The sequence below is a fragment of the Elizabethkingia bruuniana genome (assembly GCF_002024805.1).
Taxonomy (GTDB): domain Bacteria; phylum Bacteroidota; class Bacteroidia; order Flavobacteriales; family Weeksellaceae; genus Elizabethkingia; species Elizabethkingia bruuniana.
This window is the reverse complement of the sequence record NZ_CP014337.1, coordinates 1,668,393-1,684,989: the sequence shown is the minus strand read 5'-3', so window position 1 is coordinate 1,684,989 and position 16,597 is coordinate 1,668,393. Positions and strand designations below refer to the sequence as shown.

The window sequence follows — 16,597 nt, the reverse complement described above, 5'->3', positions numbered from 1 at the left end:
TATGAAACAAGCAACACTACTTCAGAAAATACTATTCTTTGTATTGCTTATCTTTTGTGTTACACCATTTGTGGAACCACCATTAGCTTTAATATTAGGATTCGTGGTAAGCTTTTTTATCGGTCATCCTTATATAAAGCATAATTCTGTTGCTGCTAAGTATCTTTTGCAATTTTCAGTTGTAGGGCTTGGTTTCGGAATGAACCTTACAGAAGCTATAAAAGTAGGGAAGGAGGGATTGATATTTACTGTAGCATCAATCTTTTTCACCTTAATCGTTGGCCTTATTATAGGGCGATATCTGAAAATTAATAAATCTACGAGTACATTAATTTCCGGAGGTACTGCCATTTGTGGTGGTAGTGCTATTGCAGCGCTGGCTCCGGTTATCAATGCCAAAGATGAAGATATTTCTGTCGCTATGGCTTGTATTTTTATTCTGAACGCCTTGGCGTTACTTATTTTTCCGGTTATCGGCCATCAGCTGAATATGAGTCAGGATCAGTTTGGATTATGGTCTGCTATTGCGATACATGATACGAGTTCAGTTATTGGATCTGCTCAGAAATATGGAGAGGAAGCGCTGAAAATAGCTACTACTGTAAAACTGGAACGTGCTTTATGGATTATTCCGGTTTCGATTTTATTGTCAGTACTGAATAAAGGTTCTGTGAAAAAAATCAAAATACCATACTTTATTCTGGGATTTATTGGTGCTATTTTATTGGCATATTATTTCCCACAGATTAAACCTTTTGGTGAAATAATGGTTTTTACAGCTAAAAAAGCATTGAATATAACATTATTCCTAATCGCATCTGGACTAAGCATGAGCTCAATAAAAAAAGTTGGTGTAAAACCTTTAGTACAGGGTGTACTACTTTGGGTATTTATCTCAGTAGGCTCCTTGTTGGTAATAATGGAAGTGGCGTAGGTTACTGATGGGATTATTTAAAGCACCCTTTCAGTGCATCGGCACCAAAGTAGAAAACTACCAGCCATACCAGCCCCTTCACTGTAAAGAAGATTAAACCTGCCCAGCCAACTCTCTTAAACCATTTTTTAAACTTCGATTGATTCTCTTGTGGTAAATTCTCCATGTTAATAATACATTGAGAACAAAAATAAGCAAATATTATAATATTTGCTTATCTTATTTGTATTAATTCTAATTAAGATTCTGATAGAGTATAATCGTTGACAAACTGAGCGATTGTATGCATTAAAAATATAGCTGATAATCGGGATTGTATCATTTTCCATTTCTCTTTAATATTGACTCGTACGATGAATAAAATTTTGGATTATGAAAACAATAGTATTTAGAAGTTTTTTTATGTTGACTTCCTTCATCGCCTGTGCACAGGAAAAAAAAGATAATCCAACATTAATTTCCTCAAAAATGAAAAGTATAAGTAGCGTTCCGTTTTTAACAAAGCAGAATGATTTTGTCTATGTAGAGAAAACAAACCTAAAACCTGTTATCGAACAGAAATTCAAAGCTGCATCATTATTTACACCTACAGGTTTTGCAATTGTAGGAAATGAAAAAAAGGAATCTGCAGTTATAGACGAAAAAGGAAAAATAGTTTTGGATTTTTCGGCCGATGAGATCAATGTAGATGTTATCAACGGTCTTACATTTTATAAAAGAGAAATTGAGTACGAAAAGAAAATGCCAGCCTGGAAATGGGATTGGAATATTATGAGAAGTGGTATTAAGAAAGAGCAAACCTATCATAAAATTGAGATTGGCATTTTAGAAACCAATCAAGTTTTGCTTAGTAAAGATGTTCCATATCTGGAAGATGAGTATTCTCTGAATTTTGTTTCTGTAGATGAAAACCATGTTTTTTGGAATGGAAGTCTTTATGAAATCAGGAATAGGCGATTAAATAAGATTGAGGATAATATTACTGAATTATTAGAAGATAAACGCTTTATTAAAGCTTCAAATTCAAATTTTTCGATATACGAATTGAATCAGAAAAAAGCAATTCATAATAGTTTGAAAGGAACCGAAACCCTTTCAATCAGATTTGGAAATGAAACTTTAACATTAATAGAAGTAAACAAAGAACGCTTCGATCCGGAAATTCCTAAACTCTTAACAGATAGTAAAACCAATGATGTGTATCCATTCCCTCAATATGAAAAGGTATTTCCGAAAGAAATAACAAAGGCAACAGCTTCACAGATTGATTTCATCAAAAGAGCTTCTTTAGTTTATTCCATAACCAATTCTCCTTACTTCCTATTAGGGGTTTTTAATTACGATCATGATGTCTGGGCATATGACTGGCTTTATATCGATACCGAAGGAAATGTTTCAGATTCTATTGGTACCTATAATTTTAAAGTTATGGATCAGATCGGGAATATAGTCTGGCCAGACAGAAAAATGATTTTACCAGATCAGTTCATCGACAAAAACTGGAAGTTTGGAAAAATAAAGTCTTATCGGGGAATGAATGATGCATACCTTATTAGTATTGAAGATGGAAAAAAACAAAGAACCATGGGACTATGGAACAGTAGGACAAAATCTTGGGAGATAAAACCTGAATGCTATAGTATTTCCGTTTTGGATACCGAACAACAGATTTATACTCTTCAAGAAGAGAAAGATGGTTTGTATATACTATATGATAATAAGAATAAGAAAAGTATCGGATTAAAAGCTTATAAGTCCGTTAATTCCGATGGGTTGGTGAATGTTAAAACGGATTTGGGACAAAATATTTATTACTACATCGATATTTATTCCGGACAGGAATACAAAGAATAATCATGTAGTTTAATCTCAATATTTAATTTAAGTATGTTATCATCCGCAGATTTACACCTGGAAAGAGCTTTGATTATTACCGCTTTGGCTCTGTTCTTCGGGGCAGGACTTTCTTATACGCTCATTATTTTCATCATTAATTCTATACGGAAAAAACATCAAAAAGTGCTTTATTACGTTCTTTCATTTCTGATTTCCGGAATTATTGTAGTAGTTTTAACAGCATTATATTTCTATAATATCAATTGAATATCCTGAATCCTGAAGCGGTTGCTAAAAGTGAGATAAACCAGAATATATAAAACTGGTTTTGGATAAGAATACAAACAGAATTAAACAATACACTCAAAATAATATACACTATGATTTTCAGAAAACTATTACCTGTTGCTGCCTTTATGATAAGTATATCATCTTTTGCACAAATAAGAACAGGAGTATATTTTTCTTCAGATAAAAAATACAAAGAGATTATTGAAGAACTTGGAAATCCATTAGAAGGAAATCCAGTGATGATTGCAACTTCCTTTGTTCCTAACCATGGAAGTTATGTTTGGTATCTTAATGAAAAAAAAGTTGAAAAAGGCACTTATTTCAATGGTATTCCCAAAGATTTACACTCAGGAATTTTTCTGGAAGACCATGGTGGATTAATTCCGCAAATAACCTTTAAAGACTTTGCAAAAGACCTGGGACAACCGATGTACCTCATTAACTATTGTGAAGTCGGTGATGCAGACAAAGATGGTTTTCCAGAGTTTTACCTGACTTATTTTGGAGAATCAGACGGATTAGATGCCAAGCCATTGAAAGTTATTGTCTATACCAAAAGAGGTCAAAAAACACTTTCAAAATCAAAAATTACCGGATGGATTCCATATCAGGAAGAGGATCAGTATCACGAAGAAAGGGATGCCAATTTCAATTTATTACCCAAAGCAATAAGACTGAAAGCTGAAAAAATATTGAAAGACGCCAAAAAAGGAATATAATAGAGTATGATCATTGGTGAAATTTTATAAAAACCACTATTATCAGGGATGTTTTCATACAACAGCTTTGGCTATCTTTAAATCAAAGATTTATTAAAAATAAAATGGTGAAACAACTCATGATTTTAGCTTCATTTTTGACTTTGTTTAGCTGTGAAACCAATGCTCAGAAACTGAATATTACGACTATTTACTCAGAACCCAATCGGGTTACAAGAGAAGTTCCGGAGACAGGCGGGAAACACACTTATACAACTCGTAAAGAAGCTACGGAGCGTCTTAATCCTATGATTTTTATGATTTCCAAAAATGCTGAAATACTAAAGTTTCGTATACAGGGAAATATCAGTTCAGGTGGACTTAACATTAATAAGATTAGGAAAATTCGTTTTGAAAAAGGAGAGCATAAAGGCAATAGCATAACGCTGAGATACTATGCAGAAGTCAAAAAGATTCCAGGTAAAGAAGGCTCTGATGTAGTGGGTTATAATTATACAAAAGATGAAACCTATAAAATCCCGGGTGACATTAAAATAATTAAAATTGAGTTGTACGAAGACCGAATCAAGGATACATTTGGTACAACCCCAAAGCTTATTGCTGAAAAAACCTTTAATTTCTTTGCAAAAATATAATCACTTGAAAATTAGGGTATTGCAATATTGATCCCCGCTTGCGCGAGCGTCTCGCTCGTGCAGGGAAAGAAATTCAAGTAAAAAATTATCAATTATGGCAACAAAATAATAAACCAATTGAAACATAGTCTTTAAAAGTATTTGAACAAAAACCAGACTATATACATCAAAACCCTGGGAGTGGAAGTATAGCAGTTCAAGAAATTATTGCGATGATTTTGGACAAATTTTGAAAATCGATGTTAATAGATAATGTGGATACGAGCAGGGAGAATGCTGATCAAACGTAAAACTCGAAAATATTATAGCCAATTATATGAATGATACACTTAACAACTTTAAAGTTACAGACAGGCAAAGCTTCATTAGGTTTCTTGACTTATTACGAAAGGACCTCTTAGACGATCCTGAAAATTGGGAAAACAAAACATTGCCCGACTTTCTGGAAGCATTAAGTGCATACACAGAAGACGTTCAGGGTTATTATGACAATATGAAACTCGGTATAAATGCTGACAAGCCAGACTGGTCAACCTTTGCAGATATTTTTAAAGGTGCGAAGGTTTACGAGTAAAGATGTCACCATGCTAACAAGCTGTGTTCTAATATTTTTGATCAAAAATACACCGTTATAGTCTGGGAAATACCAGAAATATTTAGAGAAACTGTTTAAACATGCTTATGAATACTTTAGAAGAATTAGAAAGAGAATTTAATTTTACTTATCCGGAGCTTTATAAGCAATTATATGCTGATAAAATGCTCGATTGGTGTTCTGATGGAAACGGTTGGTACACTAATGTTTTTCCAACGTTAAAAGAAAATCCGCCTTTACTTTTGTTTGGAAGTGATATCGAAATATGGGATCCGATCGTTTATCGCAATGGAATCAGGGAAATTATTAACCATGAAGTATACGATATCAATCCTAAATACCGAATGGTTCCTCTGGCAAAAAACGGAGCCGGAGATTTGTATGTTTTCCAATTGGATATGGAGAATAATGGTGAAATTCCCATTACTTTTTTCGGTCATGATTCAGATGCTGAAATTTTAGCCAAAAATCTGCAGGATTTTATCTTTAGACAGCTTTTGGAATCTTTAACCGAAATAGATGAATATTCTATGGCTTATGAGGATTCTGAAGAAGAAATCAAACAGAATCTGCATAATCAGCTGAAGACACACCGTAAATATTTAAAACCTGAACAAGTCGAAATTCTGGAGGATCTTTACAAGCTTGATATTTTTGAATATACCTACAAAACACCCAATGGCGGTGAATTTGAGGCAAAAGGTCTGTTGACTTTTGACGAGCTTGAAAAGCTTATTAAGCAGAAAATGGCTTTTGATAAATTGAATACAAAATTTGATTATTGGAAATAGAGTAATTGACTCAATAATTATAAAAAACACAATGATGAAAAAGAATTTTGCTTTCCTGTTTTTAAGCGTCCTGTTGATTATAATCTTCAGTTGCAAAGAGCCGGAAAGAAAAAAAGCGAACTTCCCGAATTATCTGAAAAACACCCACTGGATTGTTAATGAAGGAGGACTTATAGCTCCGGATGGTGGGAAAACTTATTATATGTCTCCAAGAATTGACACTGCAGTTATTTTCAACTTTCATGCTGTCAACTTTTTAGATGCAGAAAAATTCAGAAGCTATGATGCATGGGAATGTGGGAATGATTGCTTTACTGAGGTGCACGGCAGGTATTATTTTACGGAAGCTAACCAGATAAAAATGGAAGTTGACAGCATTAGCAAGTCCGATTTCTGTGACGCACCAATACAAATTTTCAAACCATCTAAAGAAATGGTTTTCGATCTTGTAAAAGAAGGAGAACAGTTAAAACTCACAAGAAAATAAAATGACAGATTTAATAAAAATTTTTCCGGAGTATGAAGATGTGTTTTATGATGATATGGAGAATTATAAAAAATATTTTCTTCCGATTTGTTCAATTAATTTAAAACTTATTGATCCAGCAGAAGATCAATGGCTGCACATTGTTTCTGTAAAGGAAATTTACGATGGCTGTGTCGGAGAGGATACACCAGAATACCATACAGAATATACCAAAGCAGATATGTTTGGTTTCGATGTAATTGATGGTAAATACAAATTTGATGCAGATTGGAATTATTTCTCAGCACATACCGTGATTTCCCCAGAAAATTATGGAAGCAGTTATTCAGATTTAGAAATTGAATACAACATGAATGAGGCCATGTATCAATTAAAAAAGGAATATTATCAAAAACACAATAAGCTTTATGAAAAAGATTTCAATCGGCCAGGCTTAGAGGTGGATGACATTCGCCGCTTAGAGCGTTTACGTAAGCTTACAGTTGAAGATCTGGAGAAAGATAATTACTCAGAATATGCAGAGGAACGTTTACAAAATAAGATTTTTGGTATTTTTGAAGAACTTAATACCAATGCGCTCCCCTTAGAAGAATGCAATTTCGGAGGTGAAAACCTCATTGAGAAACCCTTTAAACCTGACGGAACCCTGATGGATTATATTGCATGTTTGGAGGGCTATGATTTTCAACAAAATTCGGCAGACCAAGTATTTTTATTTTATGACAAAGGGCTTAAAAAAGCTGTCATTTGTTTAGAATACACTTAATCTGATAGAAAACTCAACTTTACAAAATATATAAGAGAAACCGTAAATGGATAATAAAGGAACCTGGATAGAGGGAGATACACTTTTTTATAAAGATCATAGTAATATTGAAAATGCAAATATTCAGTCACTACAATATGCATATGTACAGATTTTAGGAGATGTACCCTTTCTGTTTGTTTTCGCAGATCACCAACACTATATATCTACCGAGCTGAAAGGTTTTGCAGAAGTATATCAAGAATTGTCAGATCGGTTTGGTTTTGATGACGAAACCTTTTTTGCAGTATGTAAAGCCGGAAATGAAGATGATAAAGTAAAAATTTGGGCAAAAAAAATGCCTCGGAATTATCAGATTCTTGACGAATATCCGGATGATGTCGATTTTGGCTACGAAGTATATGCACAGCCCCGGCAGATGATGTCTTGGGATACTACTTACGAACAACTGGAAGCATCGGGTTGTGTAGAAGCTTATTTTACCGATTTTGGTGCCAGATATTTAAGATTCAGATATCCTGTTAGAATAGAAGGCATCCTTATCGATCAATTAGAAATATATGCTGACAACATCAGTACTAATCGCCCTGTGCAAGAGTTTTTCGTGAACCTGTATGACGAAACCAATACTGATAAAAGCTATCAGCAATTGAGAGGACTTTGGATTGATGACGATATTGATATTAATCAATACGGCTATGAAAGAGAAGACCAATGTTATCTGCAATTTGTTTTGGCAAATGGTATAAATGCTTCTATATGCTATACCTACGATAAAGAATATGCCTATGATGATGGCAGCACATCGCTTCATTTCTATAACAAAAGAGAATACAGGTATTTTTTAGAGAATAAAGAATACGAAGAAATGATGGAAATATCCAGACTAATATCCTTCCATAACAGATTAGATATGAAAGTCAGTTATATCGATCACGACGGCATTAAACACATTCCGCTAAAGGTAAAAGAACTACTGGGAGGAAAAAGTGGTATCTGGATAGATAATACCAATCATAAAATCGGATTTGCAGGAATAGATACTGCATTGATTTTAGATCTTGAAAAAATTAAATATTTTACACTTCAGAATGTTCTTCCGGCAAAAGGAGCAGGGTACGCAGATCTTATTGTGCATCTTAGTACCGGAAATTATCTGTACGTCTTTATAGAAGACACTTATTTCTTCGATCAGTTTGCTCAGCAATTGGAGCAAATGACGAAAAAGCAGGTTGAGATCCCCGAAGCGTATTATAACTGTTAAATCATGCCCCCGCTTGCGCGAGCGTCTCGCTCGTGCAGGGAAAGAAACTCAAATGTGAAAAATTGTCAATTATGGCAACAAAATAATAAACCAATTGAAACATGGTCTCTAAAAGTATTTGAACAAAAACCAGGTATGTACATCAAAACCCTGGGAATGGAAGTATAGCAGTTCAAGAAATTATTGCGATGATTTTGAAGAAATTTTGAAAATCGATGTTAATTTAGGTAATGTGGGTACGAGCAGGATGCTCGCACCAGCAGGGGAGATTTCAATAATTTAAAAGAACTGGATCTAAGTCTTTGCAAAGATGTTGAAGCCATTACAGAAGCTATTTCAACGGTCAAAACTCTTAAATACCTCCATCTCTTTCAGAGTGGTGTGATAGAATCCCTACAAAGTTTAGCCAATCTTACCAGTCTGGAAGAGCTCTCTATTGAAAATAAAAGTAAATTAATGGATAAAAACATTTCTTTTCTAGATAAAATTCCCAATCTGGAATACAGTATCGAAATCGGAAGTTTTGGTGCGGGAAGCGATAAATAACTAACAGCTTTTGAAAGTTTGCATTTTTGATTTTTTAAACTTTTAAAACGGCCTTGGCAAAGTTTTAAACCTTGCCAAGCTTAGCAGGATAACACTAAAATAAAGGTGTTAAGTATGAAGAATGTCACTCTAAGCAAATAATACAAATCTGCAAAATCACTGTAAACAGGGATGTTTTAAGATTACCGGATTTGGTAATTTTAGCGAATGGCACACCGTATTTATTTATACAACTACGATCAGAAAACAAATCAATCATTCGATACCTATTTGGGCGAATGGAACTATGAAATTCCTTTATTGTTATACCCTCTCATTGCAGAAGATATCAGAGTAGAAGGTGTTGAGTTTTTCTCCAACAAAGAGCAGGGAATTGTACAGTTGCGTTACTTTTTCAATCTACTGGCCGATACCTATCAGCTACATTATAAAAAAGCCTACTACGAACCTGTTAACAAAATGTTTGAGTTTCTGGAAGCATTGCCTTTTGACTCCTTTGTACTGAATGCAACAGATGTATTCAATATGAGTGAAGAAAAACATAAAACACAGGCAAAGGAATGGTTGGTGGAGATTCAGCAGAAAAGTAAACTGTATAAAAAAGCAGTAGAAACTCAGAATCTTAGCTTATTAGATTCCTTGTTTTCACAATACGGATACTCGTCATTTCTTGATATTTTACAAACAGATTGGATCAATTACGGATTGGGATATTTTGAAGAACTTGCTTACAAGAAAGTTGCTTCTTCTATATTCGAAGAAAATGGAAAATTTGGTCTGAAGAATTCAAAAGGTAGTATTCTGGCTCCGGCTATTTATGATGATATTTTTGAAGCAGATTATTACTACGGTATATCAGTGATTCAGAAAGATGGTCTGTTCGGTTATCTGCAGAGTAACGGTAAGGAATTGGTTCCTCCGATTTATGAAGATGCCTTTGATATATTCGATTTTGAATCGGAACCTTTGGGCGAAATAAAAATGAATGGGAAGACAGGAATTCTAAAAGTCCATTCAAATACTTGGATACTTCCTCCTGATTATGACTCAACTGAAGTAATTACTTATGGATTTTTATGTGTGGAAACAGGCAGTAAATATGGAGTTTCTAATTTTGCAGAGATGATTATTCCTGTTGAAAGTGAAAATCCATATGAATATGATTATTTTCCGGAACTTTTTTTTACCAAACAAAAAGGAACCAGCAAACGCAGATATTATACAAAAGAAGGAAATTATCTGGGTGATTTTGTTGAAGAGAGCATTGTAAAAGCGGGTGCTTGTTTCTGGGTTAAACCAAATAAGTTTGATAAAAAAGGCAAGCTGATAGATGAAAAAGGTAATCCTGTAATAGAGGAGGCAGATCAGTTGATGCTATTAGAACGTTTTGATTGTTTGGCGGTTTGTAAAGATAAAAACTGGAAGATCTATAACACCCTGAAGCATCAGTTTCTTTTAAAGAACGAATACATTACTAAAATAAAAGGGAAACCAGATATCGCATATAAACACAATGTCTTTACGTTGGAAACTCAAAACGGATTAGGCCTTTTTGATGCTGACAATGATATTTGGTTAATCACTCCTCATTCCGAAATTAAACAGATTCATTATCTGGAACATGGGTTCTTATCAGTTCAGAAAAAGGAAGGTTATCAACTGTTTGATTTCGAAAATGGTTTGTCCGAAAAGCTGTACGAGTATATTTCTAATCCTTTAAATTATAGTACAGAAGAAGGTTTGCTGTTTCTGTATCTGGGCGAGAATATGTTTAGGATGAATGAAGATAAAAGCATTCAGCAGGTTGAGATTCCAGAGTATGGATCTATTTATCTGGATCGGTATTCATTTCGGGGCAAAGATTTAGAATACTTTATTTCCTTTTACAACGGTTGGAAAGACCGGTCAGGCAGTAATCCCGAACAATTCATGGACATAGAAACCATTAAAAAGATGGCTTTTGATGCGAAGAAAGATCAAAATTATAAGGAAGCGCTTCGCTTGTTTGAATTATCCGCTCAAAGAAATGACCTGGATAGTTGGGTAGAAATAGGTTTGTTACTCACCGATCCCGAAATTGAAGAATTATTTAATCCCCAAAAAGGGATTGCATATTATGAGAAAGCAGCACAACAAAACCATCCCGTAGCTTGGAACAATATTGGCGCTTTGTATCACAATGGTACAGGTTATTCCTTTAATATCAAAAAAGCGATTAAAGCCTACGAAAAAGGAGCGGAGCTTGGTGACGGAATGGCTCTTACCAATTTGGGTGACTTATATTATTTTGGTGAACATGTAAAGCAGGATTATGATAAAGCTTTGGATTTTTATCAAAAGGCTGAGAAAAAGTACTACTATAACTACGATAAAATATCAGAAATCTATTATCAGCTAAGTGATTATAAAAACCTACTGGATTACCTGAAGAAGGATTATGATCAATCCTATTCCGGTATTTATTATGGTATTCTCTATGAACAAGGCTTGGGTGTAAAAACAGATTTAAAGAAGGCTATTAAGTACTATGAACAAGCTAATGCTTACAGTGCATATATATATGCTACACAACGTTTGGTTTATTATTATGGTGAAAGTTTGGAATTTAAAAACGAAAAGAAATTCCAGAAATGGAAATCTTTCGCTGAACAACATGATTTCGAAATTGATTAGAAAGTATTTTATCTATATTTACGCTCCTTAATATAATAAGTCTTAATAGAGAGAAGGGTTTGATGTACAGGTTATTATTTATATTCATTTTATTTATTTGTCCGTTTTTTGCTCAGGCACAAGATGCTTTGAGCAAATTGGAAAAGGAGTATAATAATGCTTCAGACAATACAACCGAGCAGTTAAATATCGCCCCAAAATATGCAAAAGCATTATTTCTTCAGAATTATAAGGACAAATCTTACCACATTTTAAAAACGGTTATTCCTATTGCAGAAAGACAAGCAGATGGGAAATACGCTACCATTTTGTATGCTGTTCAGGCTATGAATTACAGGCTGGACAATAAACAAGCTGAGTCTTTAAAAAGCTTGGATATGGCCAATATGTACAGCTTAAAAACAAGTAGTAATGAAGCAAAAGGCTATCTGCAATATGCAAAAGGTTGGATTCTGGCACGCAATAATAAAACTACCGATGCTGTTGCTGCTTACCTGAAAGCAATTAATTATTACGAAAATTCACCAACGACTTCTACATTATACGGAAGATTTGCTACCGTAGTCAAAGAGCTGTCTGCAGTTTATTCTAACCTCAATGAATACCAGCTGGAAGAAAAATACAGTAAGCAGTTTTTGTTGTTGGCATCTAAACAGAATGATCCTAATCTGATCTTTGATGCCTATATGCGTATGGGGTATGTGTATGAACAAAAATATGCTCAGAATCTGTCAGATTTGGATTTGAAAAACAAAGCAGAACATTACTACTTACTGGCTATTACAACTTTCAACAAAAGAAAAGATGCTATGCTCAACAAGAGTAATCTCTCTTATGCAGCCATCAACTTAGCCAACTTGTACATTGATTTTGACAGAAATAAGGCTATGCAATATGCTCAATTAGCCAATAAAGTAAGTCTGGAAACGGGTAATGCTATTCATATTGCCTCTTCATTCGGAATTTTGGCAGAGCTGGCGATTAAAAATAACGACTATGATTTAGCGAAGTCCTACTTTCTGAAAGCTTCTATGGAAATAGGGAAGAGCCCGGTCAGAGATCAGAACATAGAACTCTCTATTTTGGAATCTCTGTCCCGAATTAGCGAAGAACAGGGTAATTATAAAGAGGCACTTGTTTATTATAAAAGTTATGTTGATAAATACAAAAGTGTTTATGATCAGGAAAAACTGGATATTACAAAAAGGCTGGAATCACAGTTTGAGAAAGAACGACAGGAACAAAAGTATATAAAGCTGCAGCTGGAAAGCGATAAAAAAGCGCAACAAATTAAGCTAATAAATATACTTCGTGCTCAGCGTGAACAGGTGTATAATAACTTAAAACTAACAGAAGAAAATCAGCGTGAACGATTAAAGTTTTCTGAACTTGAATCCGAAAAAAGAGCACAACAGCTTCGTTTGGCAAAGCTAGAGACCGAACAGAAGAACAATGACATTAAGAATTATAAAGAACTGCTGGCATTCAAGGAAAAGATTAATACCTATTATTTTGTTTTTATTGTCATTTTCGTCGTTTTGATTATTTTATTGCTTTATGCCTATAAACAGCGTATAAAGTCTATGAAGCAAAGAGATCAATTGCATGCTCTGGCCATGGAAAAAGAGAAGCAGAATTCCAAAATATCTACACTTACAGCATTGCTGGAAGGGCAGGAACAGGAGCGTGGCCGCTTAGCCCGGGATCTTCATGACGGATTGGGAGGCTTGCTCTCCGGAACCAAACTTCAGCTGTCTTATTTAGACCCTCATCAATCTGAAACTATAGAAGATGGAATTTCAAAATCGATTAAGCAAATTGATGGTGCTGTAGAAGAGCTAAGGCGTGTAGCGCACAATTTAATGCCTGATTTATTAGTGAAATACGGTTTGGAAGTAGCTATCCAGGAGTTTGCTTCCCGCATATCCAATAGCGCTTTAGATATCCATACCGAATTTATCAACTACCGCAATTCCTTATCTGAAGAAAAGCAATTGATAATCTACAGAATCATTCAGGAATTGGTAAACAACGCCATAAAACATGCCGATGCTTCCGAAATTATTATTCAGATAAGTCAGGAAGAAAACGTACTCAATCTTACAGTGGAGGACAACGGTAAAGGTTTTGACCACAAAGGCTTAAATGTGAAAAAAACGGCTGGTTTTCATAATATAGAATCAAGAGTCCAATTTTTAAAAGGAACCATGAATATCATATCCGAATTGAATATTGGCACCAGTATAGAACTTCAAATACCTATTCATTAAAAACATGATAAAAGTAGCTATAACAGACGATCATCCACTTCTATTAGAAGGATTGAAGAATATTTTGGGAAATAGCAATACAATAGATGTTGTAGATTGTTTCCGAAACGTTTCTGAAATGAATGCAGGTCTTGCAAAACAAGCTATCGATATATTATTGCTGGACATCAATCTGGTAGACACCAACAGTATCGAACTCATAAAACCGCTAAAGAAAAAGTACGGAAATCTCCAGATTATTATATTGAGTGTTCACAATGAGTTACCTGTAATTAATAGTACTTTGGCTGAGGGTGCATTAGGATACATCCAGAAAAATGCTTCAGTTTCCGAAATCCTGGAAGGGATTAATACTGTATATGCGGGAAAACAATTTTTGTGTTCTCAAACTAATTCTGTCCTGGAAAAGAAATCGCTGGATGGACTAAATCAGGTTCCGAAACTAACGCGAAGAGAAAAAGAAATTTTAGCTGAAGCTGCAAAAGGGCTTACAACCAATCAAATGGCAGAAAAGCTTTTCATCAGCCCGCACACTGTAGAAAGTCACCGAAAAAATCTTATCGAAAAATTTCAAACTTCCAATCTTAGCTCAGCGATTAAATTGGCTATAGAATATGGTTTGATTATTGAATAAAATATTCATCCTGTAAAAAAGCCTGCTTACATTATGTAAACAGGCTTTTTATATAATCAAGTTAATTCGGTGCGTGATAATTTAGTCTTTGAATTTCAGTGCCCCCTGAAACAGGTTTTTCTTTCCTATTAAATCATATTCGTCATTGTATACAGGCTGATACATGAACAGATAGACTCTTCCGTCAAAATCTTTTAAACCGATAGGCTGATCCACCATAATATCATAAAACCTGGTAATAGTACGGGTCGCTGTCCATTGTTTTAAGTTCCCTTTAGGATTTTTATCGAATCGGTGATCTTTTGCATCGGTATAATACCAGTAGGAAGGCGCCTGATCCATCAGAAAAAGTTCTTTGTCTTTGTTGTACAATTCCTCCGCCATACCTGTACTCTGAAACCATGGAACTTCTGTATTGAAAAGCCCCAGAGCTCCTGCATAAATATCTTTATTGGTAGTGGCTCCCACTAAAAAGCCTTCAAGGTTGGTCGCTGTGAACTCAAATATAAAAGGGGACTTTTTAAGATCATAAACATCATTTACAGGTTCAATTACTTTTCCATCTTGTTTAATAATTACTTTTAAAGACTGTGCAAAAGTGATAAGGCTTAGTAAAGAAAAAAGAATTGATAAACTTATTTTTTTCATTGTATATCTTTAATTAACTACAGCAAAGATATTCGACTTTAGTTTCATAAACACTGGCTGATTTCAGGGGTTTTTAGCTTATTCTTATCATGTTTTTCTTTAAGCACCAGTAATGAAAAGCATTTTTTGATACTGTTAAAATTTTATATAATAACACTTAAGGCACTTTAGAGTAAAACTTTTAACTTACAAGAAGAAGTTCACTTAAGATTAAAATCAAAGATTTTTAAAAACTTACATGCTCTCACATGAACTATTATAATCTCATACTGAGTCTGGTGAACCAGCTAAAGTGTCAAAAAAATGGGCTGGCTCTTAGCTAGAATAAATTAGATTTCAACTGAATTTTTATAAAAGCAGTCTTTGCTTTTTTACCTTTGGCTGATGCTGAATTAAGCGGATAGACTTCTGCATAGAAAGTATCATTATCTGTCCAAAATGCCCTTTTCTCATCTGCTATTTTGAAGTTGGTAAAATTCACATATAAAAGATTGTCTTGTTTTTTTGTTTGTGGAAAGTATTTACTGATCACAAAATTGCTTCCTACATCATTATTGGATGAGACAAAGGAAACCCAGTTCTTAACAGGAAGAATTTGTGGATAGCCACTTGTAGCCAAGTCGAACATCACTGCATATTTTACATTGAAAAAAGAATAGTAAGGATCTGTAACTTCGTTAGAATTTTCTTTAAAAACCTCCATGTTTAAGGCTGAAGATCGTCCTATATATTCATTAGCAAGAGGTCCGGTCTCTGTAGATATATCTTTATGCTGTGTAATGATTTCTTTTTTACCATTTTCCGTATATATCCAGTTGTTATCTTGTATTTCTATATGGGGATTTTTCACCAATACTTCATCGATCCGTTTTTTCGATGCTGTTATAAATTCCTGTTCCGAAACTTCATCAATTGTCCCATATTTATTAAAAGATTTATTCTTAAAGTCGTCAGAGTCTTTAAACGTACTGCTTCTTATTTCATAAAGATTCACTCCTTTTAAAGTCAGTTCAAATGCTGCTTTAAATTCCGATTTCAAAACAAAAGCTTCAATGCTGTTCGAAATATTATTATCGATACTGAAATGAATAGAGTAGAAGCCATCAAATTCTTCAAATCCATAATAATTATCGAGTTTGTTGTTAGCTTTTTTAAGATGAGCAGCATTTTTATCCGGAGATACAAAAAACTGTACAGAATCCAGTTTGGTAAATAATTGAAATGGTACATCCTGTATATTATCTACACCTTTTATCTTTTTAAAATCGGCAAATGTTATGGCTTTTTGTGTAATCTGAATTTCGGACTTGTTCGTTTCAGAAGTTTTATTTTTTGAATTACATCCGACAAGAGCAACCAGCGTAGAGGATATGAAAAGTTGATAGAGAATCTTCATTTTATATTTTTGAACAAATGTATCAGTCTCCGAACCAGTAGCCAACAAAAACACCTGATATAAGGCATAAATGGCTGAAATCAGGGATGTTTTAGATGATAGATTTCAGAGA

The 16,597-nt window shown here is 34.2% G+C and carries 17 protein-coding genes; 14 read left to right on the top strand and 3 right to left on the bottom strand.

The genetic code is table 11. The features are described 5' to 3' along the window. Position 1: 1 nt before the first annotated feature. Complete coding sequence (locus AYC65_RS07890; RefSeq protein WP_034868495.1) at positions 2-934, top strand: YeiH family protein; 933 nt, start codon at positions 2-4, stop codon at positions 932-934. A gap of 13 nt (positions 935-947) precedes the next feature. Here AYC65_RS07890 and AYC65_RS20930 read toward each other — a convergent pair whose 3' ends face one another. Then, complete coding sequence (locus AYC65_RS20930) at positions 948-1,100, bottom strand: hypothetical protein (RefSeq protein WP_009084707.1); 153 nt, start codon at positions 1,098-1,100, stop codon at positions 948-950. 206 nt (positions 1,101-1,306) lie between these two features. Here AYC65_RS20930 and AYC65_RS07885 point away from each other — a divergent pair, with 206 nt between their 5' ends. The 13 genes from AYC65_RS07885 (at position 1,307) to AYC65_RS07820 (ending at position 14,441) form a co-directional block, all read left to right on the top strand. Further along, complete coding sequence (locus AYC65_RS07885) at positions 1,307-2,788, top strand: hypothetical protein (protein WP_034868242.1); 1,482 nt, start codon at positions 1,307-1,309, stop codon at positions 2,786-2,788. Between the two features lie 33 nt (positions 2,789-2,821). After that, positions 2,822-3,037, top strand: a complete 216-nt coding sequence (locus AYC65_RS07880; protein WP_034868244.1) for a hypothetical protein — start codon at positions 2,822-2,824, stop codon at positions 3,035-3,037. A gap of 113 nt (positions 3,038-3,150) precedes the next feature. Further along, on the top strand, positions 3,151-3,780 hold the full coding sequence (locus AYC65_RS07875) for a hypothetical protein (protein WP_034868245.1): 630 nt from the start codon (positions 3,151-3,153) through the stop codon (positions 3,778-3,780). 104 nt (positions 3,781-3,884) lie between these two features. Next, on the top strand, positions 3,885-4,415 hold the full coding sequence (locus AYC65_RS07870; protein WP_234300264.1) for a hypothetical protein: 531 nt from the start codon (positions 3,885-3,887) through the stop codon (positions 4,413-4,415). A 316-nt stretch (positions 4,416-4,731) separates the two neighbouring features. Then, a complete protein-coding gene (locus tag AYC65_RS07865) occupies positions 4,732-4,989 on the top strand; it encodes a DUF7660 family protein (RefSeq protein ID WP_034868249.1) in 258 nt (85 codons plus the stop codon). A 107-nt stretch (positions 4,990-5,096) separates the two neighbouring features. Beyond that, positions 5,097-5,801 (top strand): SMI1/KNR4 family protein, encoded by a 705-nt coding sequence (locus AYC65_RS07860; protein WP_034868496.1) that lies wholly within the window; start codon positions 5,097-5,099, stop codon positions 5,799-5,801. A gap of 34 nt (positions 5,802-5,835) precedes the next feature. After that, a complete protein-coding gene (locus AYC65_RS07855; protein ID WP_234300263.1) occupies positions 5,836-6,288 on the top strand; it encodes an SPRY domain-containing protein in 453 nt (150 codons plus the stop codon). 1 nt (position 6,289) lies between these two features. Then, entirely contained in the window at positions 6,290-7,054 is a 765-nt protein-coding gene (locus AYC65_RS07850) for a hypothetical protein (protein WP_034868252.1), read from the top strand. Between the two features lie 46 nt (positions 7,055-7,100). After that, the gene (locus AYC65_RS07845) at positions 7,101-8,318 is read left to right on the top strand and encodes a hypothetical protein (protein ID WP_034868255.1); all 1,218 of its coding nucleotides are present in this window, start codon (positions 7,101-7,103) and stop codon (positions 8,316-8,318) included. A gap of 381 nt (positions 8,319-8,699) precedes the next feature. Continuing rightward, entirely contained in the window at positions 8,700-8,864 is a 165-nt protein-coding gene (locus AYC65_RS21050) for a hypothetical protein (RefSeq protein WP_234300262.1), read from the top strand. 207 nt (positions 8,865-9,071) lie between these two features. Continuing rightward, complete coding sequence (locus AYC65_RS07830; protein ID WP_034868257.1) at positions 9,072-11,537, top strand: tetratricopeptide repeat protein; 2,466 nt, start codon at positions 9,072-9,074, stop codon at positions 11,535-11,537. A gap of 62 nt (positions 11,538-11,599) precedes the next feature. Next, positions 11,600-13,807, top strand: a complete 2,208-nt coding sequence (locus AYC65_RS07825) for a tetratricopeptide repeat-containing sensor histidine kinase (protein WP_052114643.1) — start codon at positions 11,600-11,602, stop codon at positions 13,805-13,807. Positions 13,808-13,811: 4 nt separating this feature from the next. Beyond that, positions 13,812-14,441 carry a response regulator gene (locus AYC65_RS07820; RefSeq protein ID WP_034868262.1) on the top strand — a complete coding sequence of 210 codons (630 nt, stop codon included), beginning with the start codon at positions 13,812-13,814 and terminating at the stop codon, positions 14,439-14,441. A gap of 81 nt (positions 14,442-14,522) precedes the next feature. On the opposite strand, the gene AYC65_RS07815 is transcribed toward AYC65_RS07820, so the two are convergent. Both AYC65_RS07815 and AYC65_RS07810 read right to left on the bottom strand, forming a co-directional pair. After that, positions 14,523-15,089 (bottom strand): hypothetical protein, encoded by a 567-nt coding sequence (locus AYC65_RS07815; protein ID WP_034868265.1) that lies wholly within the window; start codon positions 15,087-15,089, stop codon positions 14,523-14,525. A 319-nt stretch (positions 15,090-15,408) separates the two neighbouring features. Further along, positions 15,409-16,485 (bottom strand): hypothetical protein, encoded by a 1,077-nt coding sequence (locus tag AYC65_RS07810; RefSeq protein WP_034868268.1) that lies wholly within the window; start codon positions 16,483-16,485, stop codon positions 15,409-15,411. Positions 16,486-16,597 lie beyond the last annotated feature (112 nt).

What these genes read in the sequence shown, in the direction of transcription:
- AYC65_RS20930 (WP_009084707.1), bottom strand. Translation starts at nt 1,100, where the DNA reads ATGGAGAATTTACCACAAGAGAATCAATCGAAGTTTAAAAAATGGTTT.
- AYC65_RS07845 (WP_034868255.1), top strand. Translation starts at nt 7,101, where the DNA reads ATGGATAATAAAGGAACCTGGATAGAGGGAGATACACTTTTTTATAAA.
- AYC65_RS07865 (WP_034868249.1), top strand. Translation starts at nt 4,732, where the DNA reads ATGAATGATACACTTAACAACTTTAAAGTTACAGACAGGCAAAGCTTC.
- AYC65_RS07825 (WP_052114643.1), top strand. Translation starts at nt 11,600, where the DNA reads ATGTACAGGTTATTATTTATATTCATTTTATTTATTTGTCCGTTTTTT.
- AYC65_RS07855 (WP_234300263.1), top strand. Translation starts at nt 5,836, where the DNA reads ATGAAAAAGAATTTTGCTTTCCTGTTTTTAAGCGTCCTGTTGATTATA.
- AYC65_RS07820 (WP_034868262.1), top strand. Translation starts at nt 13,812, where the DNA reads ATGATAAAAGTAGCTATAACAGACGATCATCCACTTCTATTAGAAGGA.
- AYC65_RS07875 (WP_034868245.1), top strand. Translation starts at nt 3,151, where the DNA reads ATGATTTTCAGAAAACTATTACCTGTTGCTGCCTTTATGATAAGTATA.
- AYC65_RS07860 (WP_034868496.1), top strand. Translation starts at nt 5,097, where the DNA reads ATGAATACTTTAGAAGAATTAGAAAGAGAATTTAATTTTACTTATCCG.
- AYC65_RS07885 (WP_034868242.1), top strand. Translation starts at nt 1,307, where the DNA reads ATGAAAACAATAGTATTTAGAAGTTTTTTTATGTTGACTTCCTTCATC.
- AYC65_RS07815 (WP_034868265.1), bottom strand. Translation starts at nt 15,089, where the DNA reads ATGAAAAAAATAAGTTTATCAATTCTTTTTTCTTTACTAAGCCTTATC.
- AYC65_RS07880 (WP_034868244.1), top strand. Translation starts at nt 2,822, where the DNA reads ATGTTATCATCCGCAGATTTACACCTGGAAAGAGCTTTGATTATTACC.
- AYC65_RS07850 (WP_034868252.1), top strand. Translation starts at nt 6,290, where the DNA reads ATGACAGATTTAATAAAAATTTTTCCGGAGTATGAAGATGTGTTTTAT.
- AYC65_RS07870 (WP_234300264.1), top strand. Translation starts at nt 3,885, where the DNA reads ATGGTGAAACAACTCATGATTTTAGCTTCATTTTTGACTTTGTTTAGC.
- AYC65_RS07830 (WP_034868257.1), top strand. Translation starts at nt 9,072, where the DNA reads ATGGCACACCGTATTTATTTATACAACTACGATCAGAAAACAAATCAA.
- AYC65_RS07890 (WP_034868495.1), top strand. Translation starts at nt 2, where the DNA reads ATGAAACAAGCAACACTACTTCAGAAAATACTATTCTTTGTATTGCTT.
- AYC65_RS07810 (WP_034868268.1), bottom strand. Translation starts at nt 16,485, where the DNA reads ATGAAGATTCTCTATCAACTTTTCATATCCTCTACGCTGGTTGCTCTT.